The organism is Cupriavidus sp. MEYA8, from assembly GCF_059278825.1.
Window position 1 is genome coordinate 3,246,768 of record NZ_CM181221.1, and the last position, 24,232, is coordinate 3,270,999.

Genomic DNA, 24,232 nt, shown 5'->3' on the forward strand with positions numbered 1-24,232 from the left:
CGATACTGCAAACCAGACGGCTGCGACGCATACTGGGTATGCGCCTGCAATCTGTGGTGCCGGCGGTATAATGGCAACCGGTCCGGCCACGCTCCGGATCGTACCTGTCCCCAACAAATGCAACTGCTCGCGATCGGCATCAACCACACGACGGCACCAGTCTCGCTGCGCGAGCGGGTGGCGTTTCCGCTCGAGCAGATCAAACCGGCACTGGGAGCGCTGCGCGAGCACCTGTCCGGCCGCAGCGGCACCGAAGCCGCCATCCTTTCCACCTGTAACCGCACCGAGATCTACTGCGCCACCGACGTCCTGAAGCCGGGCCAGGAAGGTTTCGAGCACACCCTGCGGTGGCTGTCGCAGCACCACAACGTGCCGGCCGGCGACCTGGCCCCGCACCTGTACGCGCTGCCGCAGTCCGAAGCCGTGCGCCACGCCTTCCGCGTGGCCAGCGGGCTGGATTCGATGGTGCTGGGCGAGACCCAGATCCTGGGCCAGCTCAAGGACGCGGTGCGCACCGCCGGCGAGGCCGGCTCGCTGGGGACGTACCTGAACCAGCTGTTCCAGCGCACTTTCGCGGTGGCCAAGGAAGTGCGCGGCCAGACCGAGATCGGCGCGCATTCCGTATCGATGGCCGCCGCCGCGGTGCGGCTGGCGCAACGGATTTTTGAAAGCGTCTCGACCCAGCGCGTGCTGTTTATCGGCGCGGGCGAGATGATCGAGCTGTGCGCGACCCACTTCGCCGCGCAGCAGCCGCGCCAGATCGTGGTGGCCAACCGCACCGTCGAGCGCGGCGAGAAACTGGCCGAGCAATTGTCTGGCCAGGGCCTGATCACGCAGGCGATCCGCCTGACCGACCTGGGCGAGCGGCTGCATGAATTCGACATCGTGGTGTCCTGCACCGCCAGCTCGCTGCCGATCATCGGCCTGGGCGCGGTGGAGCGCGCGGTCAAGCGCCGCAAGCACCGCCCGATCATGATGGTCGACCTGGCCGTGCCGCGCGACGTGGAACCGGAGGTCGCGCGCCTGGACGACGTCTTCCTGTACACCGTCGACGACCTCGGCGCGATCGTGCGCGAAGGCAACGCGCTGCGCCAGGCCGCCGTCGCGCAGGCCGAAGCCATCATCGAAAGCCGCGTGCAGAACTTCATGCACTGGCTCGAAACGCGCAGCGTGGTGCCGGTCATCCGCGAGCTGCAGACCAGCGGCGAAGCCATCCGCCAGGCCGAGCTGGAACGCGCGCGCCGCATGCTGGCACGCGGCGACGACCCCGAGGCGGTGCTCGAAGCCCTGTCCGGCGCACTGACCCGCAAGTTCCTGCACGGCCCGACCCACGCGCTGAACCACACCCAGGGCGAAGACCGCGAGGCGCTGCTGCGCCTGGTGCCGGGCCTGTTCCGCCACAGCAGCCACTCCGAGCGCTAGCCGCGCTCCGGTCTTGCCGCACGCCGACCGCGCTGGCACGCCGCCGCCGCATTCCGGCAGCCCCGGCCCACTGGCCTCCCTCCATTCCCCCGCATCCCGATGAAAGCCAGCATGCTTGCCAAGCTCGACCAACTGGCCGAGCGACTCGATGAAGTCAACGCCCTGCTCGCGCGCGAAGACGCGACCGCCAGCATCGACCAGTACCGCAAGCTCAGCCGCGAGCATGCCGAGCTGTCGCCGGTGGCCGAGCAGTACGGGCAATACCGCCAGGCGCAGGACGACCTGGGCACCGCGCAGGCGCTGCTGGACGATCCCGAGATGAAGGACTTCGCCGCCGACGAGATCGCCAGCGCGCGCGAGCGGCTGGAAGCGCTGGAGCAGAGCCTGCAGCGCCTGCTGCTGCCCAAGGATCCCAACGACGACCGCAACCTGCTGCTCGAAATCCGCGCCGGCACCGGCGGCGAAGAAAGCGCGCTGTTCGCCGCAGATCTGCTGCGGATGTACACGCGCTACGCCGAGCGCCAGCGCTGGCAGGTCGAGATCATGAGCGAGTCCGAGTCCGACCTGGGCGGCTTCCGGGAAGTCATCGTGCGGATCGCCGGGGATGCCGCGTTTTCGAAGCTGAAGTTTGAATCCGGCGGCCATCGCGTGCAGCGCGTGCCCGCCACCGAGGCACAAGGGCGCATCCATACCTCGGCCTGCACGGTGGCGGTGATGCCGGAAGCCGATGAGGTCGGCGAGGTCGAGATCAATCCGGCCGACCTGCGCATCGACACTTTCCGCGCCTCGGGCGCCGGCGGCCAGCACGTGAACAAGACCGATTCGGCCGTGCGCCTGACCCACCTGCCGACCGGCATCGTGGTCGAGTGCCAGGACGACCGGTCGCAGCACCGCAACAAGGACAAGGCGATGAAGGTGCTGGCCGCGCGCATCAAGGACATGCAGACCCGCGCCGCCCAGGCGAAGGAAGCCAGCACGCGGCGCAACCTGATCGGCTCGGGCGACCGCAGCGACCGCATCCGCACCTACAACTTCCCGCAGGGCCGCGTGACCGACCACCGCATCAACCTGACGCTCTACAAGATCGACATGATCATGGACGGCGACATGGACGAGCTGCTGTCGTCGCTGGCCGCGGAGCACCAGGCGGACCAGCTGGCCGCGCTCGGCGAGGACGCATAAGCGGCTTAAGCACCGCTCAGGCCCGCTTCGTGCGCGAACAGCGCGTAACGTCCCACAAGACTTTGTATTTCTTGTAAATGCTTGAAACAGCACTGGTAGGGGTAAACGCGCTGTCTATAATCGATTTCGACCGGCAAACGGAGAATGGTGCCGGGTGAGTCTCTCCCAAAACATTTCCTAGGACGAAATCATGAAAAAACTGCTCGCGCTGTTGATGATCACCGCAGCCATGGCCGCTTGCAGCAAGAAGGAAGAAGCCCCCGCAGCTTCCAGCGCCGACAGCGCCATGCAAAGCGCCGCTGAATCCGCCAAGGCCGCTGCCAGCGACGCCGCCGCAGCAGCTGGCAGCGCTGCCGACGCCGCCAGGGCTGCCGCCAGCGATGCCGCTTCGAGCGCGCAGGTTGCCGCCGAGAAGGCCAAGGAAGAAGCCGGCAGCGCCATGGCCAATGCCAAGCAGGCAGCCAAGGACGCCGTCAATGCCGGCGCCGACAAGGCCAAGGACGCCGTCAATAAGTAATCGTGCCGGCGGGGGGCTTTCAGCCGCCCGCCTCCGATGGGCGGTACACTTGGCGAAACGCCGGAGATCCCGCCTCAAAGCCCCGCCAGGCCCTGCGCAGGTGGGGTTTTTTGTGGCCGGCAACAGAACCGTCCCTACCCGATGTCTTCCCCTAACACTGCCGCGCTGCCGGCCACGCCAACGCTGCGCGAAGCCCAGACCCTCGCTGCCATGGTGGGCCTGCCCACGCTGGAAGCGCGCATGCTGCTGACGCACGTGACCGGCCTCACCCGCACGCAGCTGATCACGCGCGATACCGACACGCTCACGCTGGCCCAGCGCGATGCCTTTGCCACGCTGCTGGCGCGGCGCCTCGCTGGCGAGCCGATGGCCTACCTGCTGGGCGAGCGCGAATTCTTCGGCCGCAAGTTCCGCGTCACGCCCGATGTGCTGATCCCGCGCCCCGACACCGAGATCGCCGCCGAAGCCTCGCTGGCCCGGCTGGCCGACGTGCCCCGCCCGCTGGTGCTGGACCTGGGCACCGGCTCGGGCATCCTGGCCGTGACGCTGGCGCGAGAACGCACCGATGCGCAGGTATGGGCGACCGATATCTCGCCCGGCGCGCTGATGGTGGCGCAGGACAACGCCAGCGCGCTTGGCGCCGACCGTATCAACTTCCTGGTATCGGACTGGTACGCCGCGCTGCCGCCCGGGCTGCGCTTCCACCTGGTCGTCAGCAACCCGCCTTATATCGCCGCGGGCGACCCGCACCTGGCCGAAGGCGACCTGCGCTTCGAGCCCATCGATGCGCTGACCGACCACCAGGACGGCCTATCCGACCTGCGCACCATCGTCGACGGCGCGCCGCAACGGCTGCTGCCGGGCGGCTGGCTGCTGATGGAGCACGGCTACGACCAGGCCCAGGCGACGCGCGCGCTCCTGCAGGAGACCGGCTTTACAGACGTTTTCACCGCGCGCGACCTCGCCGGCCAGGAGCGCTGCACCGGCGGACGCTGGTCTGGGGCGCAAGCCTGAAGCCCGCCGGCGATTCCGGTAAAATCGGCGGCAGATTCCCGCCGCGTGGCTTGCCGCGCGGCATCCCTTTTCCCAGGCGGCGCCCGACGGCGGCGCCATCCAACTGAAAAGCAGACCATGAGCGACGTGCAGCAAAAGATTGACCAGATCGTCAAGGGCAACCCGGTAGTCCTGTTCATGAAGGGCACCGCGCAGTTCCCGATGTGCGGCTTCTCGGGCCGCGCCATCCAGATCCTGAAGGCCTGCGGCGTCGACGCGCCGACCACGGTCAACGTGCTGGACGACGACAGCATCCGCCAGGGCATCAAGGAATACGCCAGCTGGCCGACCATCCCGCAGCTCTACGTGAACGGCGAGTTCATCGGCGGCTCGGACATCATGATGGAGATGTACCAGAACGGCGAGCTGCAAACCCTGCTGAAGGGCTGAGCCCGCCATGCCCGTGAGCGCTGCCCCGCCGGCCACGGCGGGGTCTGTACCACCGCGGCGGCTGATCGTCGCGATCACGGGCGCCACCGGCGCCATCTACGGCGTGCGCCTGCTGCAGGTGCTGCGCGCGGCGCCCGCGGTGGAAACCCACCTGCTGATTTCGCCGGCCGGCGTGATGAACCTGCAGCACGAGCTCGACATCGGCCGTGCCGAGGTGGAAGCGCTGGCCAGTGTCGTGCACAACGTGCGCGATATCGGCGCCACCATTGCCAGCGGCTCGTTCCGCGCCCACGCGATGGTGGTGGCGCCCTGCTCCATGCGCACGCTGGCCGCGATCGCGCATGGCCTGTCGGATAACCTGATCGCGCGCGCCGCCGACGTCACGCTGAAGGAGCGGCGCAAGCTGGTCTTGATGGTGCGGGAAACGCCGCTGAACCTTGCGCACCTGCGCAATATGACGGCGGTGACGGAAATGGGCGGGATCGTGTTCCCGCCGGTGCCGGGCTTCTACCAGAAGCCGCAAAGCATTGCCGAGCTGGTCGACCATACGGTCGGCCGGGTGCTGGACCTGGTCGACCTGCCCGAGATCGGCCAGACGCTCACGCCCAGCTGGGGCGGGCTCAACGCCCGGCCCGGTGACGCGGCGGGCGGCAACTGAACGCTGTTGCCGGGCTCCCCGCCGTTGCTTCAATCCTGCCTACCTTGCCGCAACCTCCGGCAATCGCGGCGGTGCTGCTGTCATTCCAGCTGTCATTCCAGCTGTCATTCCAGCTGTCATTACCAACGACGATAGCCACGGCCGTAGTAGCCGTAGCCGCCGTAGTAATACGGCCGCGGAGCGACCACGACCGGCGCGGGGGCAACATAGACCGGCGCGGGACCCACGGCGGGACCGGCGGGAGTGGGATAGACGGCGCAGCCGCCCAGCAGGGTGACCGATGCCGCCGCGGCAGCCAGTCCAATCGTCAGCAGTTTCATGGTGTTTTCCTAGGGGGCCTCAGGGCCGGAAACGGGCATGTGCCTGCCCTGCTGACGTTATACGGGCAGTTTGCGTAATACGGCGTCAAAGGCATGTAAGGCTTGTTACCGTTCCCTACGGCGCTCGTGATGCCGCCTTCAGATCTCGAACCTGATCCCCTGCGCCAGCGGCAATGAATCGCCGTAGTTGATGGTGTTGGTCGCCCGGCGCATATACCCCTTCCACGCATCCGATCCCGACTCGCGCCCGCCGCCGGTCGCCTTCTCGCCGCCGAAGGCGCCGCCGATCTCCGCCCCGCTGGTGCCGATATTGACGTTGGCGATGCCGCAGTCGCTGCCCGACGACGACAGGAAGCGCTCGGCCTCGCGCATCGACTCGGTGAAGATGCACGACGACAGCCCGTGCGCGGCGGCATTGTTCAGCGCGATCGCCTCGTCGAAGCTGGTGTACGGCATCAGGTACAGGATCGGCGCGAAGGTCTCGGTCAGCATGGTGTCGTGCTGCACGTCGGTCATCACCAGCGCCGGCCGCACGTAGCAGGCATGCGGGAAGCGCGCGGCCAGCAGCCGTTCGCCGCCAGTGACGATATTGCCCTGCGCGCGGCACGCGGCAAGCGCGTTGGCCATGGCGTCGCCCGCGGCGTTGTCGATCAGCGGGCCGATCAGCGTGCCGTCGTCGAGCGGATCGCCGACCGGCAGCCGGTCGAACACCGTGACCAGCCGGCTCGCCATGGTATCCATCAGGTCGGCATGGACGAAGCAGCGGCGAAGCGTGGTGCAGCGCTGGCCCGCCGTGCCCGCCGCTGCAAAGGTGATGGCCCGCACCGCCAGCTCGATATCGGCCGAAGGTGCGACGATGGCGGCGTTGTTGCCGCCCAGCTCGAGAATGCTGCGCTTGAACTGCCCGGCGCAGGCGATGCCGACCTCGCGACCCATGCGGGTAGAGCCGGTCGCGCTGACCAGCCGCACCGCCGCGTGTTGCACCAGGTGGTTGCCAAGCATGCGCCCGCCCGGCAGCACCGCGGTGATGCCGGCATGCTGCGGCGCCGCCGCAGCCAGCACGCGCTCTAGCAGCCCGTGCGCGGCCAGCGCGCACAGCGCCACCTTCTCCGACGGCTTCCACAGCACGCCGTTGCCGCACACCAGCGCCAGCGCCGCGTTCCACGCCCACACCGCCACCGGGAAATTGAAGGCCGAGATCACGCCGCACAGGCCGTACGGATGCCAGGTCTCGCGCATGGCATGCTGCGGGCGCTCCGAGGCGATGGTCAGCCCGTGCAGCTGGCGCGACAGGCCCACGGCGAAGTCGCATATGTCGATCATCTCCTGCACCTCGCCCAGCCCTTCCTGCAGGATCTTGCCGGATTCCAGCGACACCAGCCGGCCGAGCGCGGGCTTGTGCTCGCGCAGCACCTCGCCGTAGCGCCGCACGATCTCGCCGCGTGCCGGTGCCGGCAGCAGCGCCCAGGTGCTCTGCGCCGCGTGCGCGCGCGCGATCAGCGCATCGGCCTGCGCCGGCGTGCAGGCCGGCACATGGCCGATGGCCTCGCCGTCTACCGGCGAGCGCACCGTCACCGCGCCGGCAGGCGTGCCGTCCTGCCATGGGCGCGGCAGGCCCAGCGAATCCCAGCAGGCTGCAAACTCTTGCGCTTTCATACGTGGGTCTCCTGCAGCGGATGCTGCGTGTAGTGGCGGCCGAAGCGGTTCTTGAGGAAGGCGTCGAGCGGCATCGTCTCCTGGCGCACGAAGCCGGCCTGCGGCAACGCGCCGGTGGCTACCATGTCCAGCGCGGTGCAGATGCCCGCCGCGGTGGTCAGCTGGATCGCGTTGAGGTGCCCGTCCTTGTTGTCGACCCCGCCGATGCGCGCCGAGAACGAAGCCTGCGTCAGCGGCCCGCGCCCGCGTTCGCCGCCGGCCGGGTAGCCGGTGGCGGTGGCGAACACGATCACCACGTCCTGCTCGGTCACCGGGATGGCGCGGTCGAAGATCTCGCGCAGCCAGTCGCGGCGCTCGCGCAGGCGCAGGTCGTTGAGCAGCAGCTTCATCAGCGCGCAGTGGCCGGGGTAGCGGATGGACTTGTAGTCGACGTGGCGCGCGCGCCCGGCCAGCGTCTCGGGCAGCGTGCCAAGGCCCCCAGATGTATTAAAGGCTTCGTACTCGATACCGTCCAGCGCAAAGCTTTCCAGCCCTTCCAGCGCCGGCAGTTCGACGCGGCGGCCGTCGACGATGGCTTCGCACGGGTTGCAGTATTCGTTGATCAGTCCCTCGGTGCTCCAGGTCAGGTTGTACTTGAGCGCGTTGCTGGGGTAGCGCGGCAGCGCGCCGACCCGCATCTGCAGGTCCAGCAGCTCGCCGCCGCCACGCATGAAGCGCCGCGCCAGGTCATTCCCGACCACGCCGATAAAGCCCGGCGCCAGCCCGCACTGCGGCATTAGAACCGAGCGCGCGTTCTGCGCCAGCTGGCGGATCGCATGGGTGGCGGCCACGTCCTCGGTCAGGTCGAAGTAATGCACGCCCAGGCGCGCCGCGACCGAGGCCACGGCAATGGCGGCGTGGAAAGGCAGCGCATTGAGCACCGCGTCGGCGCCGGCCAGCAGCGCGGCGCAGGTGCCCGGCTCGGTAGGATCGCCGGCGCGCGCCAGCACGCCCCGCGGCAGGCCGTCGAGGCGGCGCGCGTCATGGTCGACCACGCTGACGCGGTAGTCGCCGGTGTCATGCAGCATGGCGGCAATGGTGCGCCCGATCTTGCCCGCGCCCAGCACCGTCACATGCAGCGGGCGTTTCGCCTTGGGCAGGTCTGGTGGGGCCTGCCGGCCCAGGTTCGAGGGTTGCATGGTGCCTCCGTCCACAAGAAAGGTTGTCCCGTGACTGGAGTATGGATAGCGACTGCGACGGAATGAAGGCACAAGAACGACGAAAACCCGCCATAATCGAACGAACCGACGAACCTGTCCGACGTTATGACCGAACTCGACGTGACCGACCGCCATTTGCTGTCGTTGCTGCAGGCGAATGCGCGCGAAAGCGCCGCCAACCTCGCACGGCAGCTGGGCATCGCCCGCACCACCGTGGTCGCCCGCATTGCCCGGCTGGAGCGCAGCGGCGTGATCGCAGGCTATGGCGTGCGCCTGGGGCAGAAGATGGAAGACAACGTGATCCTGGCCTATTGCGGGCTCTCGGTGCAGCCCAAGGCCGCGCCGGCGATCCTGCGCGCGCTGCAGCGCCTGCCCGAGATCGAAGAGGTCAACTCGGTCAGCGGGCCGGTCGATTACCTGGTGGCGATCCGTTGCGACACGCACGACCGGTTGGACCGGCTGCTGGACGAGATCGGCATGCTCGACGGCGTGAACCACACCACCACCTCGATCGTGCTGGCGCGCAAGCTCGACCGCCGGCGCGCTGCCGGCTGAAGCGGTATGCTCGCAGACCGAACAAGCCAAAGCGGAGATATCCAATGAGCAATCCGATCCGTGTCGCCGTAGGCGGCGTGACCGGCTGGGCCGGCGGTGAACTGGCGCGCGGCGTGGCGCATGCCTCCGACATGGCGCTGGTGGCAGGCCTGTCGCGCGGCGCCGCCGGGCAGCCGCTGGCGCAGCTGACCGGCCATGCCGACACGCCGGGCGTGGCTGCTGCCAGCATCGAAGCGCTGGGACAGACGCCCTATGACGTCTATGTCGAGTACACCAAGCCGGCCATCGCCAAGCACAACATCCTGCAGGCACTGGCGCACGGCGCGCACGTGGTGGTGGGCACTTCGGGGCTGACCGACGAGGACTACGCGGAGATCGACGCGGCCGCGCGCCAGGCCGAGCGCGGCGTGCTGGCATGCGGCAATTTCGCCATCACCGTGGTGCTGCTGCAGAAGTTTGCCGAGATGGCGGCGCGCCACCTGGAACACTGGGAGATCATCGACTACGCCAAGGCCGGCAAGGTCGACGTGCCGTCGGGCACGGTGCGCGAACTGGCCTACCGGCTCGGCCAGGTCAAGACCGCCGCGCAGGCGGTGCCGGTGGACCAGGTCAACGGCCCGAAGGAAACCCGCGGCGCGACCATGTCGGGCACGCAGGTGCACGCGGTGCGGCTGCCAGGCTACCAGCTCGGCGTGGAGGTGATCTTCGGCGCCGACGGCCAGCGCCTGCACCTCAAGCACGAGGCCGGCGACGGCTCCAAGCCCTATGTCGCCGGCGCGCTGCTGGCGATCCGCAAGGTCCACACCGTGCGCGGCGTGGTGCGGGGGCTGGACAAGGTGATGGAAGGCCTGTGACGGCCGCGGGCCGCCACAGCCTCGCGCTGCTTACCAGCTGCCGGGATTGACCGGCTTGGCAGGCGGCTTGGCGGCCGCCTTTTCGGTCTTTTCAGGCTTGTCAGCCTTGCCTTTCGCCGCGGGCGCCGATGCGGGGTTCAACTTGCCGTCCACCTCGGCATCCTTTTCCGCCATCAGCGCGCGCGCCTGGGGCAGCAGCATCTCGATGGTGCCGGTGGCCGGGTCTTCCGGCATCGCATACAGCTCGACGGTCAGTGGCCTCTTCGTCCACCCGGCATGGATCGTCTTGACGGTCTTGCCGGCCTTGTCGCGCATCTCTTCCTGTTCCTGGCGGAACGGCTTGCCATACAGCGCGTTGATGCTGTCGACGGCGGCCTGCTGCGAATTGGCGCCGGCGGTCGGGACCACCAGGCCCACCAGCGCATTGCGGTCGACAAAGGCCACCAAGTGCGGGCCATCCATGAAGCCCGGGCGCTTGTCGCGCGGCACGCCAACCTGGCGCACCAGGCCGTCGCCCTTCAGTTCCACGCAGAACGCGGTCACGTCGCGGCCATCGGGCGAGCGCTTGTCGGCGCAGTCGGGCAGCGCGGGCAGCGGATTGCCGATCTCGAGCATGCCCAGCAGCGGCGCCAGCGCGCTGTTTTCGGGGCTGCTGGCTGTCTTGGCGGTCTTGGATTCTGCTGCCGCGGCAGCGGGCTTGGCGGCGGGGGCGGCAATGGCGCCGGCGGCGCCCAGCAGGCCGGCGAGCGCCAGCCCGGCAACGGGGAATTTCAAAGTCTGACTCCTGGAAATCGGCTCCGGGTTGGAGCGCGCCCCGGCCGGGATGTTCCACGGGCCGGGGGGCGGCACCGCTCACGCATGGCAGCGGGGCTGCGACGTAAGTGCCGCACAAGTCACCTTACAGCCTGCGGATCGGGGCGAGCGCTAGCTTAACCGATCGCCCCGGCGGCTCCTGCACATAGCGCCGCGGTGCGACTCTCAGGCTGGCGCCTTGCTTGCCAGCGCCTGCGCCTCGCGCCGGAAGCCGTGGCTCACCTGGTGGTAGAACGGGCGCGGCGAGAACTGCCGCGCGATAAACGACGACAGCAGCGACGCCGCCAGCAGGAACACGGTCAGGTCCTGCGTGCGCGTCATCTCCATCACGATCACGCTGGCGGTGATGGGCGCCTGCGTGGCCGCGGCCAGGAACGCCGCCATCGACACCAGCGCCAGCACGCGCGGCTCGGCCATGCCGGTGACGAACTGCGCCACGTTCTGGCCGATGCCTGCGCCGATCGCCAGCGCGGGGGTGAAGATCCCGCCCGGGGTGCCGGCAAAGTAGGACACCACCGTCGCCACCAGCTTGGCGATGCCGAACCACAGCGTGGCGTGGGACTCGCCGTTGATCAGCGCCGCGGCCTGCTCGTAGCCGGTGCCAAAGGTAGCGCCCGAGGTCGCCACGCCGAGCACGGCCACCACCAGCCCGCAGCCGAACGCCACCCACACCGGATGCTGCGTAGCCAGGCAGCCCCAGCGCGCGGGCAGCAGCCCGGAAACGCCACCGGCCAGCGCCTTGGCAAAGAAGCCGCCCAGCACGCCATTGAGCAGCGCGCACACCAGCACCGGGCCCCACGCATTGCTCAACACCAGCATCGGCACCTTGACCACGAAATACGGGTTGTTGCCCAGCACCGCCAGCGACAGGAAACCGGCGGTCAGCACACCCGACAGCACCAGCCGGTCCCAGCGCACGGCGGTGCCGCGCCCCAGTTCCTCGATGGCGAACACCACGCCGGCCAGCGGTGTATTGAACGCGGCCGCCAGCCCGCCGGCCGCACCCGCGGCGATCAGCGCATTGGGATGGAAGCCGATGCGGAAGCGCAGTTTCTCCTGGCACCAGTGGCCCCACGCCAGCATACCCGCGGCGCCGACCTGCACCGATGGCCCTTCGCGGCCCACCGACGCGCCGGCCAGTAATGCCAGCGTGGTCAGCAACACCTTCCACATCGATTGCCGCAATGACACCAGCGCGGTCTGTGCCGGACCATTCGGCGGCAACGTGAACGCGGCGATCACCTGCGGAATGCCGCTGCCGCGCGCCTGCGGCGCAAAGCGGATCGTCAGCCAGCGCAGCGCTGCCAGCCCGAACGGCAGCATTACAAACGCCAGCCACGGCGTGGCCTGCGTCAGGTGGTGGTTCCAACGCAGCGCCACCTCGGCGATCCATGCGAACACCAGCGAAAACAGGCCAACGCAACCGGCGCCGAACATGAACACCGTGTAGCGCAGCGTGGTGCGCGATATGCGGCTGGCCTGGCGCGACTTGCGCGAGGCGGCAACGCGGGCGCGGCGGGTGAGCTTGTTCAGCAGGCGGGGATCGGGATGCGGTGCGGTGGGGTCAGGCTGGGCCTCGGCGTCTGGACGCTGCCCCGGCTCCGCGGATGACGGATTGGCGGAATCGGGATCTTTAGGATCGGTGGGCTCGCGCTCGGTCATGACACGGGGGGCGTTGCTGGGGCATTCGGCGCGGTGACGGGACTTGCACGGCCGGGATCAGCGAGAACTATACGCCCATCGTTGCGGCGTGGGCCAAGGGTGGCCGGTGATCGGCTCGCGAGCAATTGAGTAAGCTGCCGCCCGTGGTGAACGCTCCCCTCCCGCGAAGTGGGAGAGGGGAGCAAAGCCTCAGTCAGCGAAAGCCAGCGTACTCAGTCCAGCGAAATATTGTTCGCCTTGATCACCTTCCCCCAATGCTCCCGGTCCGCCTCGATATACCGGTCGATCTCCGCCTGCGTGCGCGGCGGCTGCACGATCAGCCCGAGCGCGCTGAAGGTCGCGCGGAACTGCGGGTCCTTCAGCACGTGCGAAGCGGCCGCCTGCAGTTTGGCTACGGCTTCAGGCGGCGTCTGCGCCGGCACCGCCAGCCCGAACCACGTCGCTGCCTGGAAATTGGGATAGCCGCTCTCGGCCACGGTCGGCACGTTGGGCAGCACCTCCAGCCGGGTGCGGCCGGTGACCGCCAGCGCCTTGAGCTTGCCGGCCTTGATATGCGGCAGCGAGGTGCTGACCACATCGACCATCAGTTGCACGTCGTTGGCCAGCAGCGCCGCCAGCGCGGGCGCGCTGCCGTTGTAGGGCACATGCGTGACGTTGATGCCGAGCTCGGTCTTGAGCATCTCGGTGGCCAGCTGCAGCGCGTTGCCCAGCCCCACCGATGCATAGTTGAGCTTGCCGCCGGACGACTTGGCGTAGGCCGCGAATTCCTTGATGTTGCCGGCCGGCACCTGGGTGTTGGTCACCACCACCAGCGGCGCCTCGGCACCAATCGTGAAGATCTTGAAGTCCTTGGGCGGATCGTAGCTGATCTTCTTGTACAGCATGGGGTTCAGCACCATGCTGCCGTTGGTCGCCAGCACCATGGTGTAGCCGTCGGCGGGCGCGCGTGCCACGCTGTTGGTGCCGATCATGGTGGCGGCGCCGGGGCGGTTTTCCACCACCACGGTCTGGCCCAGCTGTCGCGACATGCCGTCGGCGAGCGCGCGTCCGAACTGGTCGGTCGAGCCGCCCGGCGTGTACGGCACCACCAGCTTGAGCGGCCGGTCCGGATAGGCGGCCAGCGCGGCGCCGCCCCACAGAGCCAGTGCGCATCCGGCGCCGGCTGCCATCGCGGCGAGCCAGGCCCGCCGTCCTTTCTTGTCCTTGTGCATCGCGTCTCCTCCTGTGGTTATCTCTGTATCGCCGCGCTGCCCGGTAGACTCAGACGCGCCGCTGGCGGCCTTCCCAGTATCGGTCACGCAGCCGGCGCTTGGCGAGCTTGCCGGTCTCGTCGCGCGGCAGCTGCGGCTCGACCACGATGCTACGCGGCACCTTGAAGCCCGACAGCCGCTGGCGCAGCCATTCGATGACCTCGGCCTCGCGGATTTCCACGCCCGGCATCGGCTGCACCATGCCGAGCAGGCGCTCGCCGTACTCGTCGTCGGGGACGCCGAACACCACGCAGTCGGCCACGCCGGGATAGCGCACCAGCTCGTGCTCGATCTCGGCCGGGTAGATGTTGACGCCGCCGGAGATGACCATGTCGGACGCGCGGTCGCAGATGAACAGGTAGCCGTCGGCGTCGACGTAGCCCATGTCGCCCAGCGTCACCAGCCCGCCGCGGTCGATCGCGCAGCGCGCGGCCTCGTTGTTGCGGTAGCTGAAGTCGGGATAGGCGGGCTGGCGCACGTAGACCAGGCCGATCTCGCCCGGCGCGCACTCGCGGCCGTCTTCATCCAGGATGCGCAGCTGCGCGTCGTCGACCGGGCGGCCGGCGGTGCCGGGACGCGCGGCGGCGTCTGCCGGCGTGGCCACGGTGATCATGCCGGCCTCGCTGGAGGCATAGGTCTCGTGGATGATCGGGCCGAACCAGTCGAGCATGGCGCGCTTGACCTCCGGCGCGCACGGCGAGCCGGTCGAGGCGACGAAGCGCAGCGACGACAGGTCGTACCTGGCGCGCACCTCGGGCGCCAGCTTGAGCAGGCGCACGTACATGATCGGCACCAGGTAGACCACGTCGATGCGGTGCTTTTCGATCAGCGCCAGCACCTGCTCGGCGTCGAAGCGCGGCGTGATCACCAGGCGCTCGGCCATCTGCAGCGCGTTCTGGATAAACGAGCTGGGCGCGCTGTGATACAGCGGCGCCGACATCAGCGCGCGGCAGCCCGGCTCCAGGCCGTAGGTCTGCCGCACCAGCGAGCGCGCGCGCGCCTGCTGCGCTTCGAGCTGGTCCAGCGGGACCGGAGCGCGTATCACGCCCTTGGGCCGGCCGGTGGTGCCGGACGTGTAGGCCATATGGCCGCGCGGCGCCACGCGCGGGCCGTCATAGGCCGGCTGCTGCGCCAGCCAGCCTTCATATTCGGTGGCGCCCTCGGCGCTGCCGCCGACCGACAGCACCGTCATGCCGGCGGGCACGGCGTCACGCACCGCGGCCAGCAGGTCGGACTGAACCAGCAGCACCTTGGCGCCGCTGTCGGCCAGCAGGAAGCGCACCTCTTCGGCGGTGAAGTGCCAGTTGATCGGGCAGTAGTAGCAGCCGGCGGTGCGGCAAGCGTTGACCACGTCGGCGTAGGCGGGATCGTTGCGCAGTAGCACGGCGACCACGTCGCCCTGCTCAACGCCCAGCCGGCGCAGGCCGCCGGCGAGTTGTGCGCCGCGCGCCACCAGTTCGTCGGCGGTGCGGTGCATGTCTTCAAACCAGAGGTCCGTGGCCATCCGTTGTCTCCCTTTCTCGCTTAGCTGACTATCAGCTTGCCACTGTATCGGCACGGTCATTCATCGACAATCACGCGCAGCGGAATCACAATGTTGCGCCAGACTCGACAATCCCACAGGCAATCCCGGATGGACCTCAACCTGATCCAGGCCTTCGTCGATATCGTCGACGCCGGCAATCTTGCCGAAGCGGGCCGGCGGCGCGGCGTCACGCGCTCGCAGGTCAGCCGCCAGTTGCGCGAGCTGGAGCACCAGGCCGGCGCCCAGCTGCTACGCCGGACCACGCGCCGGCTGGAGCTGACCGAGCCCGGCCACGCGCTGTACCAGCACGGCGTGCGCATCTTGCAGGAGGTGACTTCGGCACAGGCGGAGATCGACAGCCTGGGCAAGACCCTGCGCGGCCATGTGCGCGTGAGCGTGCCGACCGGGCTGGGCGACGCCTATATCGCGCCATTGCTGCTGCGTTTCGCCAAGCTGCATCCCGGGATCACGCTGCGGGTGTTCTTCGCCAACCGCGTCAACGACCTGATCGCGGCCGAGATCGACGTGGCGCTGAAGGTCACCTCGGCACCGCCGCTGGACCATGTGGCGCGCGAAATCTGCGATATCCGCTGGCAACTGTATGCATCGCCGGATTACCTCGCGACCATTCCGCCCGTGCGAGTGCCGCCGGACCTGGCGGGGTGCAGCTTTCTTTGCCCGCCCTATACGCCGCGCCAGTTTGCGCTGTCGTTGTACCGCGAGGGCCAGCGTGTCGACGTGGCGCTGACGCCGACGCTGCAATCCGAGCACTTCCTGTTCCTGGCGCGCGCGGTCAGCGAGGGGCATGGCATCGGCCTGCTGCCGGTCTATATCGGTTGGGAGGCGGTGCAAGCCGGCACGCTGGTGCCCGTGCTGCCGGACTGGCGGCCGGAAGGACTGGGCAACCGGCTCTACATCATCACCACGCCGAACCTGCATCCGTCGATGGCCACCCGCGCGCTGATCGGCTTCATGCGGGAAGAGCTGGGCAAGATCGAAGTCTTTGCAGCCTGAAGCTCGACATGGCCGGCAGGTTCAGCCAGCGCCGCCCCGTTGGCGACGGTGGCCGGTAATCGAACAGAATCCCCTGCGGCCCCCTCCCGATGCTGAACGAACTTTCATTCTGCAAGCTATGCTTCATGAAACTTGCAAATTGAAAGCAAGAGACCGACCGAGGCGCCGAGACCATGCCACCCACCCCAACCGATTTCACTTCCATGCCCTGCCCGGTCGCCCGATCCATGGCGGTGCTGGGCGAGCGCTGGGCCATCCTGGTGCTGCGCGAGGCCTTTTACGGCAGCACGCGCTTCGACGAGTTCGAACGCAACCTGGGCATCGCCCCCAATATCCTCAGCGCGCGGCTCAAGACGCTGGTGGCGCACGGCCTGCTGGCCCGCGTCACGCCAGAGGGCGGCGGCCGCCATGTCTACCGGCTGACCGACAAGGGCCGTGACTTTTTTCCGGCCTATGTCGCGCTCAAGGCCTGGGCCGACCGCTGGATGACCGATGAGAAAGGTCCGCTGACGCTGCTGCAGGACCGCCGCACCGGCCAGGAAATCGCCGAGCCCGCACTGGCGCGCGCCGACGGCACGCCGATCACGCTGGACGACGTGCGCGTGCTGCCGGGCCCTGGCGCCGGCCGCTTCCTGCAGCGCCGCTTCGGCGAACCCGACAGCGTGGGCCACGGCGCGGAGCACGGACATGAGTGAAACCGGCGCCTTGCCCGCCGGCACCGTACCGGCCGAGACAGTCCCCGCCACGGAACTCGCCCGCCGCATCGGCCGCCTGGCCGGCCCGACCGCGCTGATTGCGGTGCTGCAGGCGGTGGGCCAGCTGATCGAAACCTGGCTGGCCGCGCGCCAGGGCACCGCCGCGCTGGCGGGTTGGGCGGTGGTGCTGCCGTTTGCGCTGCTGCTGCAGCAGATGTCGGCCGGCGCCATGGGCGGCGGCGTGGTCGCGGCGATCGCGCGGGCGCTGGGCGCCAACAAGCGCGAGGAAGCCTCGGCGCTGGTGATGCATGCGCTGCTGATCGCGGTCACGGCCGGGCTGGCCTTTGCGGTGGTGCTGGCCGGCTTCCCGCGCGGGGTGCTCGGCGCCGTGGCCGGCGGCACCGCTGCCGAAGCTGCCGCCAGCTATGCGATCTGGCTGTTCGGCGCTGGCGCGATCCCGGCGTGGCTGGCCAATACGCTGGCCTCGGTGCTGCGCGGCGGCGGTCGCCATGCGCTGGCGGCGCGCGTGCTGGCGCTGATGTGGGTGGCCTTCCCGGTGCTGGCATGGCTGCTGGCCGAACCCGCCGGCATGGGGCTGGCCGGCATCGGCGCCGCGCTGGCCGCGGTCTCGTGGGCCGCGGCACTGGCGATGGCGATCGTGGTCGCACGCGGCGGCGCCGGCTTCGTGCCGGTGCTGCGGGTGCGGCCGTCGTGGGCGCTGTTCTCGCGCATCCTGTCGGTGGGGCTGGTGGCGTGCGCGCTGGCGTCGGTGGCCAACCTGACTACCATCCTGGTCACCGCGCAGCTGCGCCATCATGGCACCGCGGCGGTGGCGGCCTATGGGATCTCGGCGCGGCTGGAATTCCTGATGATCCCGCTGGCGTTCGGCGTGGGTTCGGCGCTGACGGCGCTGGTCGGGCGCGCGGTCGGTGCGGGCGACTGGCATACGGCGCGCCGCACCGCTTGGGTCGGCGCCTTCCTTGCGCTGGCGATCGCGGGTACGGCCGGTGCGGCGGTCGGGCTGGCGCCGGTGCGCTTTGCCGGCCTGTTCACCAACGATGCGGAAGTCATCGCCATCGCGGCGCGCGCGCTGTCATGGGTGGGGCCGGCGTTCGGCGGCTTCGGGCTGGGAATGGCGCTGTACTTTGCCTCGATGGGCGCCGGGCGGATGCGCTGGCCGGTGGCGGCGGGGCTATGCCGGATCGCGCTGGCGGCGGGGGGCGGCTGGGTGCTGGCGAATGTGTTCGGGATGGGGCTGGACGGGCATTTCCTGGGGGTGGCGCTGGGAATTACGGCGTATGGGGTGGTGACCGCGCTGGGGGTCAGGCAGGGGGAGTGGTCGGCGCGGTAGGGATGACTGTCGCATCCCGCCGGTTTGGTCATCTTTCCCGCTGAGGGGAGAGTGAGAACACCTTGCTTGGGCCAGCTCGGGCGGCTTGGAGCACCCAACACCGTCGGCTTCGGCTTCGGCTTCGGTCCTACCTCGCCAGCACCTTCGCATCCCCTTGCATCCCCGCCTCGCGCACGGCCTGCGGCACCGACGGCCAGCCGCCGCCCAGCGACTTGTACAGCGCCGCGGTGCTGGTCAGCACGTCGACCTGGCCCTGGATCGCCGCCAGTTGCGCATCGAACAGCTTCTCGCGCGCATTGGTGACCTCCAGGTAGCTCGAATACCCGCCCTCGTACCGGGCAAAAGCCTGGTCGGCATAGATGAACAGGCTCTGTTCCTGCCGGCGCAGGCTGCCCAGCCGCGTGCGGGTCTCGACGCCGTTGGCCAGCGCGCTGTTCACATCCGCCAGCGCCGCGAGCACCGTGCCCTGGTAAGCGAACATGGCCTGGTTGCGCTGCGCGGACGCGGTCTGCACCTGCCCGCGGATGGCGCCGCCCTGGAAGATCGGCTGGGTCAGCCCCGCGCCGAACGCCCACACCCGCGACGCGCTGTCCCACAGCGCGCCCGGCGACGCCGCCACGGCGCCGAACAGGCCGCTCAGGTTGACCGCCGGCAGGTACAGCGCCTGCGCCGCGCCCAGCTGCGCATTGGCGGCGATGGCGGCCTGCTCGGCCTGCAGCACATCGGGCCGGCGCGAGAGCAAGGCGGCCGGCAGGTCGGCGCCGACTGGCGGCGCCTGCAGCTCGTGGATCGGCTTGCCACGCTCGATCGGGCCCGGCGGCCGGCCCAGCAGCACCGACAGCGCGTTCTCGGTCTGCGCGATGCTGGCACGCAGCGGCGGGATCGAGCCCTCGGCCACGTAGTAGTCATTCTCGGCCTGTGCCAGTTCAAGCTGCGAAATCACGCCGCCTTCATAGCGCTGGCGGAAGATATCCAGCCCGCTCGCGCGCGATGCCAGCGTCTGCTGCGCGACATCGAGCTGCGCATCGAGCCCGCGCAGCGTGGCATACCCCTGCACCACGGAAGCCGCCAGCGCCAGCACCACGCCGCGGCGCGCATACTCGGCATTCCACAGGCTGGCCTCGGCCGCCTCGGCCTGCCGGCGGATGCGGCCCCACAGGTCGATCTCCCAGTTGGCGTTGGCCAGCAACTGGTAAGTATTGCCGGTGCCGCTGCCGAACTGCGTGCTGTTCAGGCTGCCGATGCTCTGGCGCGCGGCCGACGCGGAAAGATTGAGCTGCGGGAAAAAGCCGGCGCGCGCCACCATCAGCTGGCCACGGAATTCGTCGATGCGTGCGGCGGCGATGCGGATATCGTAGTTGCCTGCCAGCGCCTCATCCACCAGCGCGTTCAGCACCGGGTCGCTGAACTGGTTCCACCAGTCGCTGTCGGCGGCGATCGCCAGCGCGCCGGTGTCGAGCCGGTACTGCGACGCGTCCGGGGTCTCGGGGCGCTGGTAGTTGGGGCCGATCGCGCAGCCGCCCAGCGTTGCCGCCGCACAGGCCGCCAGCATCCACACGCGCGGGCTCATAGCGTTTCTCCGGCCGACGGCGCGGTGGGTGGAGTAGTGGGTGGCTGCTGTGCATCGCCGGCCTTGGCGGGCTTCCTGGGCTTGCCTTCGGACATGCGCTCCAGGCCCCAGAAGAACATCGGGATAAAGAACAGCGCGATCACCGTCGCCCCGAGCATGCCGCCGATCACGCCCGTGCCGAGCGACTGCCGGCTGGCGGCCGAGGCGCCGCTGGCGATGGCCAGCGGCACGCAGCCCAGGATAAAGGCCAGCGAGGTCATGATGATCGGCCGCAGGCGCAGCTTGGACGCGTGGATAGCGGCATCGTAGGCGCTCAGCCCCTCCTTCTCGCGCATTTCCACCGCGAACTCGAAGATCAGGATCGCGTTCTTCGCCGCCAGCGCGATCAGCACGGTCAGGCCGATCTGGAAGTAGACGTCGTTCTCCATGCCGCGCATCAGGATGCCGAGCAGCGCGCCGAACAGCGCGAACGGCACCGCCAGCAGCACGCCCAGCGGCAGCGACCACTTCTCGTACTGCGCCGCCAGGATCAGGAACACCATCAGCAAGGCAAAGGCGAAGACGTAGACCGCGGTGGAGCCGGCGGTCTTTTCTTCATAAGCCTGGCCGCTCCAGGCATAGGCGTAGCCCGGCCCCAGCACCTCCTGCGCCACCTCCTCCATGGCCGAGATAGCCTGCCCCGAGCTGTAGCCCGGCGCGGCGTCGCCCATGACCTTGGCGGCCGGGAAGTTGTTGAAGCGTGTGACGATGTCCGCCCCCGGCACATACTTGGTGGAGGTCACCGCCTTGATCGGCACCATCTCGCCGTTGTGGTTGCGCACGTAGACCTTGTCGAGGTCTTCCGGGCGCGAGCGGAACTCGGGCTCGGCCTGCAGGATCACCTGGAACAAGCGGCTGTTCTTCGGGAACTGGCTCACGTAGAGCGAGCCGAACATGGTCTGCAGCGCAGAATAGACGTTCTCGACCGGCACGCCCTGGGTCTCGGAGCGCTCCCGGTCGACTTCGACCAGGAACTGGCGCGAGCGCGAATTGATGGTGGAGTTCACGCCGGTCAGCTCCGGCCGCTGGCGGGCCTTGGCGATGAACTCGTGGACCTTCTGCTCCAGCTGCTGGTAAGTCCCGTCCGCTGTGCTCTGCAGCCAGAACTCGAAGCCGCCGGTGGTGCCCAGGCCCGGGATCGAAGGCGGATTCAGCGGGATCACGACGCCGTCCTGGTAGCGCGAGAATTCCCGCATCGACTTCTGGATCAGGTCGGCCGCGGACTCGCCCTCGCCACGCTCATGGAAGCCCTTGAGCGTGATGAACAGCGTGCCGGCATTGGCCTTGTTCTGCGAATCGATCAGGCTGTAGCCATCGACCGTGGCCACCGATGACACGCCGGGCTGCCTGGACAGCCAGGATTCGGCCCGGCTCGACAGCGTCTGGGTGCGATCCAGGCTGGCCGCGTCCGGCATGACCACCGCGCCGAACAGATAGCCCTGGTCCTCCACCGGCAGGAACGAGGTCGGGATGCGCATGAACATGACCACGCTGACCGCCACCATCGCCAGGATGATGGCGATCGACATCACCGTGCGCCGGATCACGATCTGCAGCGACCTGTCATAGCCGGCAATGAGCCGGTCGAAGGAATTGTTGAACCAGGTGAAGAAGCGGTTCTTCTTGTGCTGGCCGGGCTTGAGCAGGATCGCCGCCATCGCCGGCGACAGCGTCAGCGCGACCACGCCGGACAGCACCACCGAGACCGCGATGGTGATGGCGAACTGCTTGTACAGCTGCCCGGTGATGCCCGACAGGAACGCCACCGGTATGAACACCGCCAGCAGCACCAGCACGATCGCGACCACCGGGCCGCTGACCTCGTCCATCGCCTTCTTGGCCGCCTCCTTGGGCGGCAGGTTGAACTCCGTCATGTTGCGCTCGACGTTTTCAATCACCACGATCGCGTCGTCGACCACGATGCCGATGGCCAGCACCATGCCGAACAAGGTCAGCATGTTCACCGAGAAGCCGAACGCGCTCATGCCGACGAAGGCGCCGATGATCGACACGGGAACGGCCAGGATCGGCACGAGCGTGGCGCGCAGGCTCTGCAGGAACAGGAACACCACCAGGATCACCAGGATCACCGCGTCGCGCAGCGTGTGCACCACCTCGTCGATCGACTCCTGCACGAACTCGGTGGTGTCGAGCGCGATCTCGTACTCCAGCCCGGGCGGAAAGCTCTTCTTCAGCTCCGCCAGCGTGGACCGCACCTGCTTGGCCACATCCAGCGCATTGGCTCCCGGCTGCTGGTACACCGCCAGCAGCGTGGCGGTCTTACCGTTGTAGCGGCTGCGCAGCGAGTAGTCCTTGGACCCGAGCTCGGCGCGGCCGATGTCCTTCAGGCGCACCAGCGCGGCGTCGCCGGACTGCGCGCGCAGGATCATGTTGTCGAACTCGGCCGGCTCGGTCATGCGGCCCTTGGTGGCGATCGGGAAGGTCTGCTGCACCGGCCCGGTGGTCGGCGACTGGCCGATGCGCCCCGCGGAGAACTGCTGGTTCTGGTTGGAGACCGCGTTCTTGACGTCCTCGGTGGTGATGCCCAGCGACGCCATGCGGTCGGGCCGCAGCCAGATGCGCATGGCGTAGTCCGGGCTGCCGAAGATCGACGACTGGTTGGCGCCGGGAATGCGCTTGAGCGCATCCAGCACGTAGATGTTGGCGTAGTTGCCGACGAAGGTCTGGTTGTAGCTGTTGTCGGGTGAATAGATGGCAATCACCATCATGAACGCCGACGACCGCTTCTGCACCGAGACGCCCTGCGCCGTCACGGCATCGGGCAGCGTGGGCAGCGCCAGGTTGACGCGGTTCTGCACGTCCACCTGCGCGAGCTCGGGGTCGGTGCCGATCTCGAAATACGTGGTCAGCGTCAGGTCGCCGGTCGAGGAACTCGTCGAGTTCATGTACATCATGTGGTCGGCGCCGTTGACCTGCTGCTCGATCGGCGCGGCCACGTTCTGCGCCACCACCTCGGCGCTGGCGCCGGGGTACTTGGTCGTGACCGTGATGGACGGGGGCGTGATATCCGGGAACTGGGCGATCGGCAGCTTGGTCAGCGCCACCAGGCCGCCCACCGTGATGATGATGGACAGCACCGATGCGAAGATCGGCCGGTCGATAAAGAAATGGGCAAGCTTCATGGCTTGCCCCCGGTGGAGCCCGCCGCCTGCTGCGCGCCTGCACCGGATGCAGCCGGAGTGGCCGGAGTGGCCGAGCCCGCGGCAGCAGGCTGGGCACCCGTGGGCTGGGCACCGCTGGCCGCGCCATGCGCGGCCAGTTCGGTCGCCGGCACGGCCTTGACCGTCGCGCCCGGCATCAGCCGCACCAGGCCGCTCACCGCCACGCGCTCACCGGCCTTCAGGCCCGAGCGCACCACCCAGTTGGAGCCGGTCCATTCCCCCACGTCGACCACGCGCTGCTGCGCCTTGCTGTCCGGGCCGATCACCCAGACCGTCTGCCCGCGCGGGCCTTGCACGATGGCTTCCTGCGGCACGGCAATGGCCTGCGTGCGCATCGCGCCATGCACCTTGACCCGCACGAACTGACCCGGCCTCAGCGTGCCCTGCGGATTGGCGACCTCGGCGCGGACCAGGTAGGTGCCGGTTTCCTGGCTGAACGAGGCGTCGGCGAAAGCGATCCTGCCATGGTGCGGGAACTCCGTCCCGTCGGCCAGCACGATGACGATGTCGAAGGCTTCCTGCGCCGGGTACCGGACCGCCCCCGACTTCTCCGACGAGCGGAACGACAGCACCTCGTTCTCGGACAGGCTGAAGTTGACCCACATCGGATCCAGCTTGGCGACATAGGTCAGCAGGCTGTTGGTGGTATCGATATAGGAGCCCACCTGCCGCTTGGCAAAGCTCGACAGGCCCGCCACCGGCGACTTGATCGTGGTGTAGCTCAGGTTCAGTTTGGCATTGATCACATTGGCGCGCGCCTGCTCCACCGCGGCTGCTGCCTCCTGCTCCTTGCCGGTGGCGTCATCCAGGTCGCGCTGGCTGAGGGCATTGCGCGCCGCCAGCGGGCGCACGCGGTTCAGGTCGGCGCGTGCTGTATTCAGGCGCGCCTGCTGCTGCGCCATTTCGGCCTCGGCCGCCTTCAGCGTGGCCTCGAACGGCTTGGGATCCATCAGGAACAGGGTCTCGCCCGTCTTGACCAGGGCGCCTTCCGTATAGACCCGCTTCTCCAGGAAGCCATTGACGCGCGCACGTATCTCCACCTGCTGCGAACTCTGGGTCTGGCCGACGAAGTCATAGACGAGCGGCACGTCGCGCAGCGCCACGGTGATGACACCCACCTCGGCTGCCGGCGGCGCCACCGCCGCCGGTTTTTCCTTGCTGCAACCCGCCACCAGCAGCAGGGCCAGCAGGCCCGCCACGCCGCACCCGTTAAGCATTGTCCTCACAAAGCCTCCTCCGCCAGCAACCATGGCCGCCCCCGATGCCGGACGCAGCGGCGCCCGCCGCCGATCCTGTGCCTGTTCAGGCAGGTTAAGGCGCGCCCA

General features: G+C 68.7%; 21 protein-coding genes. 11 read left to right on the forward strand and 10 right to left on the reverse strand.

Annotated elements, in window-relative coordinates:
• Positions 1-117 precede the first annotated feature (117 nt).
• The 6 genes from hemA (at position 118) to AC5WJ1_RS15165 (ending at position 5,222) form a co-directional block, all read left to right on the forward strand.
• Positions 118-1,422: a glutamyl-tRNA reductase gene (gene hemA, locus AC5WJ1_RS15140; protein ID WP_195431014.1), complete on the forward strand. Its 1,305-nt coding sequence runs from the start codon at positions 118-120 to the stop codon at positions 1,420-1,422.
• A gap of 99 nt (positions 1,423-1,521) precedes the next feature.
• Positions 1,522-2,604, forward strand: a complete 1,083-nt coding sequence (prfA, locus tag AC5WJ1_RS15145) for a peptide chain release factor 1 (RefSeq protein ID WP_135706005.1) — start codon at positions 1,522-1,524, stop codon at positions 2,602-2,604.
• A gap of 190 nt (positions 2,605-2,794) precedes the next feature.
• Positions 2,795-3,121: a hypothetical protein gene (locus AC5WJ1_RS15150; protein WP_133093503.1), complete on the forward strand. Its 327-nt coding sequence runs from the start codon at positions 2,795-2,797 to the stop codon at positions 3,119-3,121.
• A gap of 141 nt (positions 3,122-3,262) precedes the next feature.
• Positions 3,263-4,135, forward strand: a complete 873-nt coding sequence (prmC, locus tag AC5WJ1_RS15155; protein ID WP_240745902.1) for a peptide chain release factor N(5)-glutamine methyltransferase — start codon at positions 3,263-3,265, stop codon at positions 4,133-4,135.
• A 117-nt stretch (positions 4,136-4,252) separates the two neighbouring features.
• A complete protein-coding gene (gene grxD, locus AC5WJ1_RS15160) occupies positions 4,253-4,564 on the forward strand; it encodes a Grx4 family monothiol glutaredoxin (RefSeq protein WP_029048347.1) in 312 nt (103 codons plus the stop codon).
• 7 nt (positions 4,565-4,571) lie between these two features.
• The gene (locus AC5WJ1_RS15165) at positions 4,572-5,222 is read left to right on the forward strand and encodes a UbiX family flavin prenyltransferase (RefSeq protein WP_135706007.1); all 651 of its coding nucleotides are present in this window, start codon (positions 4,572-4,574) and stop codon (positions 5,220-5,222) included.
• Positions 5,223-5,341: 119 nt separating this feature from the next.
• Here the strand turns inward: AC5WJ1_RS15165 and AC5WJ1_RS15170 are convergent, their stop codons facing one another.
• From AC5WJ1_RS15170 to AC5WJ1_RS15180, 3 genes are all read right to left on the reverse strand, one after another.
• The gene (locus AC5WJ1_RS15170; RefSeq protein ID WP_029048349.1) at positions 5,342-5,536 is read right to left on the reverse strand and encodes a hypothetical protein; all 195 of its coding nucleotides are present in this window, start codon (positions 5,534-5,536) and stop codon (positions 5,342-5,344) included.
• A 144-nt stretch (positions 5,537-5,680) separates the two neighbouring features.
• Complete coding sequence (gene amaB, locus AC5WJ1_RS15175) at positions 5,681-7,198, reverse strand: L-piperidine-6-carboxylate dehydrogenase (protein WP_195431017.1); 1,518 nt, start codon at positions 7,196-7,198, stop codon at positions 5,681-5,683.
• Entirely contained in the window at positions 7,195-8,376 is a 1,182-nt protein-coding gene (locus AC5WJ1_RS15180; protein WP_494476200.1) for a saccharopine dehydrogenase family protein, read from the reverse strand. Before AC5WJ1_RS15180 ends, amaB begins: the two co-directional genes overlap by 4 nt.
• A gap of 126 nt (positions 8,377-8,502) precedes the next feature.
• Between AC5WJ1_RS15180 and AC5WJ1_RS15185 the strand changes: the two genes are divergently transcribed.
• Together AC5WJ1_RS15185 and dapB are read left to right on the forward strand one after the other, a co-directional pair.
• Complete coding sequence (locus tag AC5WJ1_RS15185; protein ID WP_029048352.1) at positions 8,503-8,952, forward strand: Lrp/AsnC family transcriptional regulator; 450 nt, start codon at positions 8,503-8,505, stop codon at positions 8,950-8,952.
• Positions 8,953-8,996: 44 nt separating this feature from the next.
• A complete protein-coding gene (gene dapB, locus AC5WJ1_RS15190; RefSeq protein ID WP_133093498.1) occupies positions 8,997-9,806 on the forward strand; it encodes a 4-hydroxy-tetrahydrodipicolinate reductase in 810 nt (269 codons plus the stop codon).
• 30 nt (positions 9,807-9,836) lie between these two features.
• Here the strand turns inward: dapB and AC5WJ1_RS15195 are convergent, their stop codons facing one another.
• From AC5WJ1_RS15195 to AC5WJ1_RS15210, 4 genes are all read right to left on the reverse strand, one after another.
• Positions 9,837-10,580, reverse strand: a complete 744-nt coding sequence (locus AC5WJ1_RS15195) for a hypothetical protein (RefSeq protein ID WP_133093497.1) — start codon at positions 10,578-10,580, stop codon at positions 9,837-9,839.
• Between the two features lie 204 nt (positions 10,581-10,784).
• Entirely contained in the window at positions 10,785-12,281 is a 1,497-nt protein-coding gene (locus tag AC5WJ1_RS15200) for a chloride channel protein (RefSeq protein WP_494476201.1), read from the reverse strand.
• 212 nt (positions 12,282-12,493) lie between these two features.
• Positions 12,494-13,492 (reverse strand): Bug family tripartite tricarboxylate transporter substrate binding protein, encoded by a 999-nt coding sequence (locus AC5WJ1_RS15205; RefSeq protein ID WP_195431023.1) that lies wholly within the window; start codon positions 13,490-13,492, stop codon positions 12,494-12,496.
• A gap of 49 nt (positions 13,493-13,541) precedes the next feature.
• Positions 13,542-15,035 (reverse strand): acyl-CoA synthetase, encoded by a 1,494-nt coding sequence (locus tag AC5WJ1_RS15210; RefSeq protein ID WP_494476202.1) that lies wholly within the window; start codon positions 15,033-15,035, stop codon positions 13,542-13,544.
• A gap of 129 nt (positions 15,036-15,164) precedes the next feature.
• Between AC5WJ1_RS15210 and AC5WJ1_RS15215 the strand changes: the two genes are divergently transcribed.
• The 3 genes from AC5WJ1_RS15215 (at position 15,165) to AC5WJ1_RS15225 (ending at position 18,116) form a co-directional block, all read left to right on the forward strand.
• The gene (locus tag AC5WJ1_RS15215) at positions 15,165-16,070 is read left to right on the forward strand and encodes a LysR family transcriptional regulator (RefSeq protein ID WP_133093494.1); all 906 of its coding nucleotides are present in this window, start codon (positions 15,165-15,167) and stop codon (positions 16,068-16,070) included.
• 173 nt (positions 16,071-16,243) lie between these two features.
• Positions 16,244-16,765 (forward strand): winged helix-turn-helix transcriptional regulator, encoded by a 522-nt coding sequence (locus tag AC5WJ1_RS15220; protein ID WP_135706013.1) that lies wholly within the window; start codon positions 16,244-16,246, stop codon positions 16,763-16,765.
• Positions 16,758-18,116 carry an MATE family efflux transporter gene (locus AC5WJ1_RS15225; RefSeq protein ID WP_135706014.1) on the forward strand — a complete coding sequence of 453 codons (1,359 nt, stop codon included), beginning with the start codon at positions 16,758-16,760 and terminating at the stop codon, positions 18,114-18,116. The genes AC5WJ1_RS15220 and AC5WJ1_RS15225 overlap by 8 nt, the downstream gene beginning before the upstream one ends.
• Before the next feature lie 127 nt (positions 18,117-18,243).
• On the opposite strand, the gene AC5WJ1_RS15230 is transcribed toward AC5WJ1_RS15225, so the two are convergent.
• From AC5WJ1_RS15230 to AC5WJ1_RS15240, 3 genes are read right to left on the reverse strand one after another with little or no spacing between them, the layout of a single operon-like run.
• Complete coding sequence (locus AC5WJ1_RS15230; protein WP_133093491.1) at positions 18,244-19,686, reverse strand: efflux transporter outer membrane subunit; 1,443 nt, start codon at positions 19,684-19,686, stop codon at positions 18,244-18,246.
• Positions 19,683-22,868, reverse strand: a complete 3,186-nt coding sequence (locus AC5WJ1_RS15235; protein WP_135706015.1) for an efflux RND transporter permease subunit — start codon at positions 22,866-22,868, stop codon at positions 19,683-19,685. The genes AC5WJ1_RS15230 and AC5WJ1_RS15235 overlap by 4 nt, the downstream gene beginning before the upstream one ends.
• Positions 22,865-24,124 carry an efflux RND transporter periplasmic adaptor subunit gene (locus AC5WJ1_RS15240; protein ID WP_494476543.1) on the reverse strand — a complete coding sequence of 420 codons (1,260 nt, stop codon included), beginning with the start codon at positions 24,122-24,124 and terminating at the stop codon, positions 22,865-22,867. Before AC5WJ1_RS15240 ends, AC5WJ1_RS15235 begins: the two co-directional genes overlap by 4 nt.
• Between the last annotated feature and the right edge of the window lie 108 nt (positions 24,125-24,232).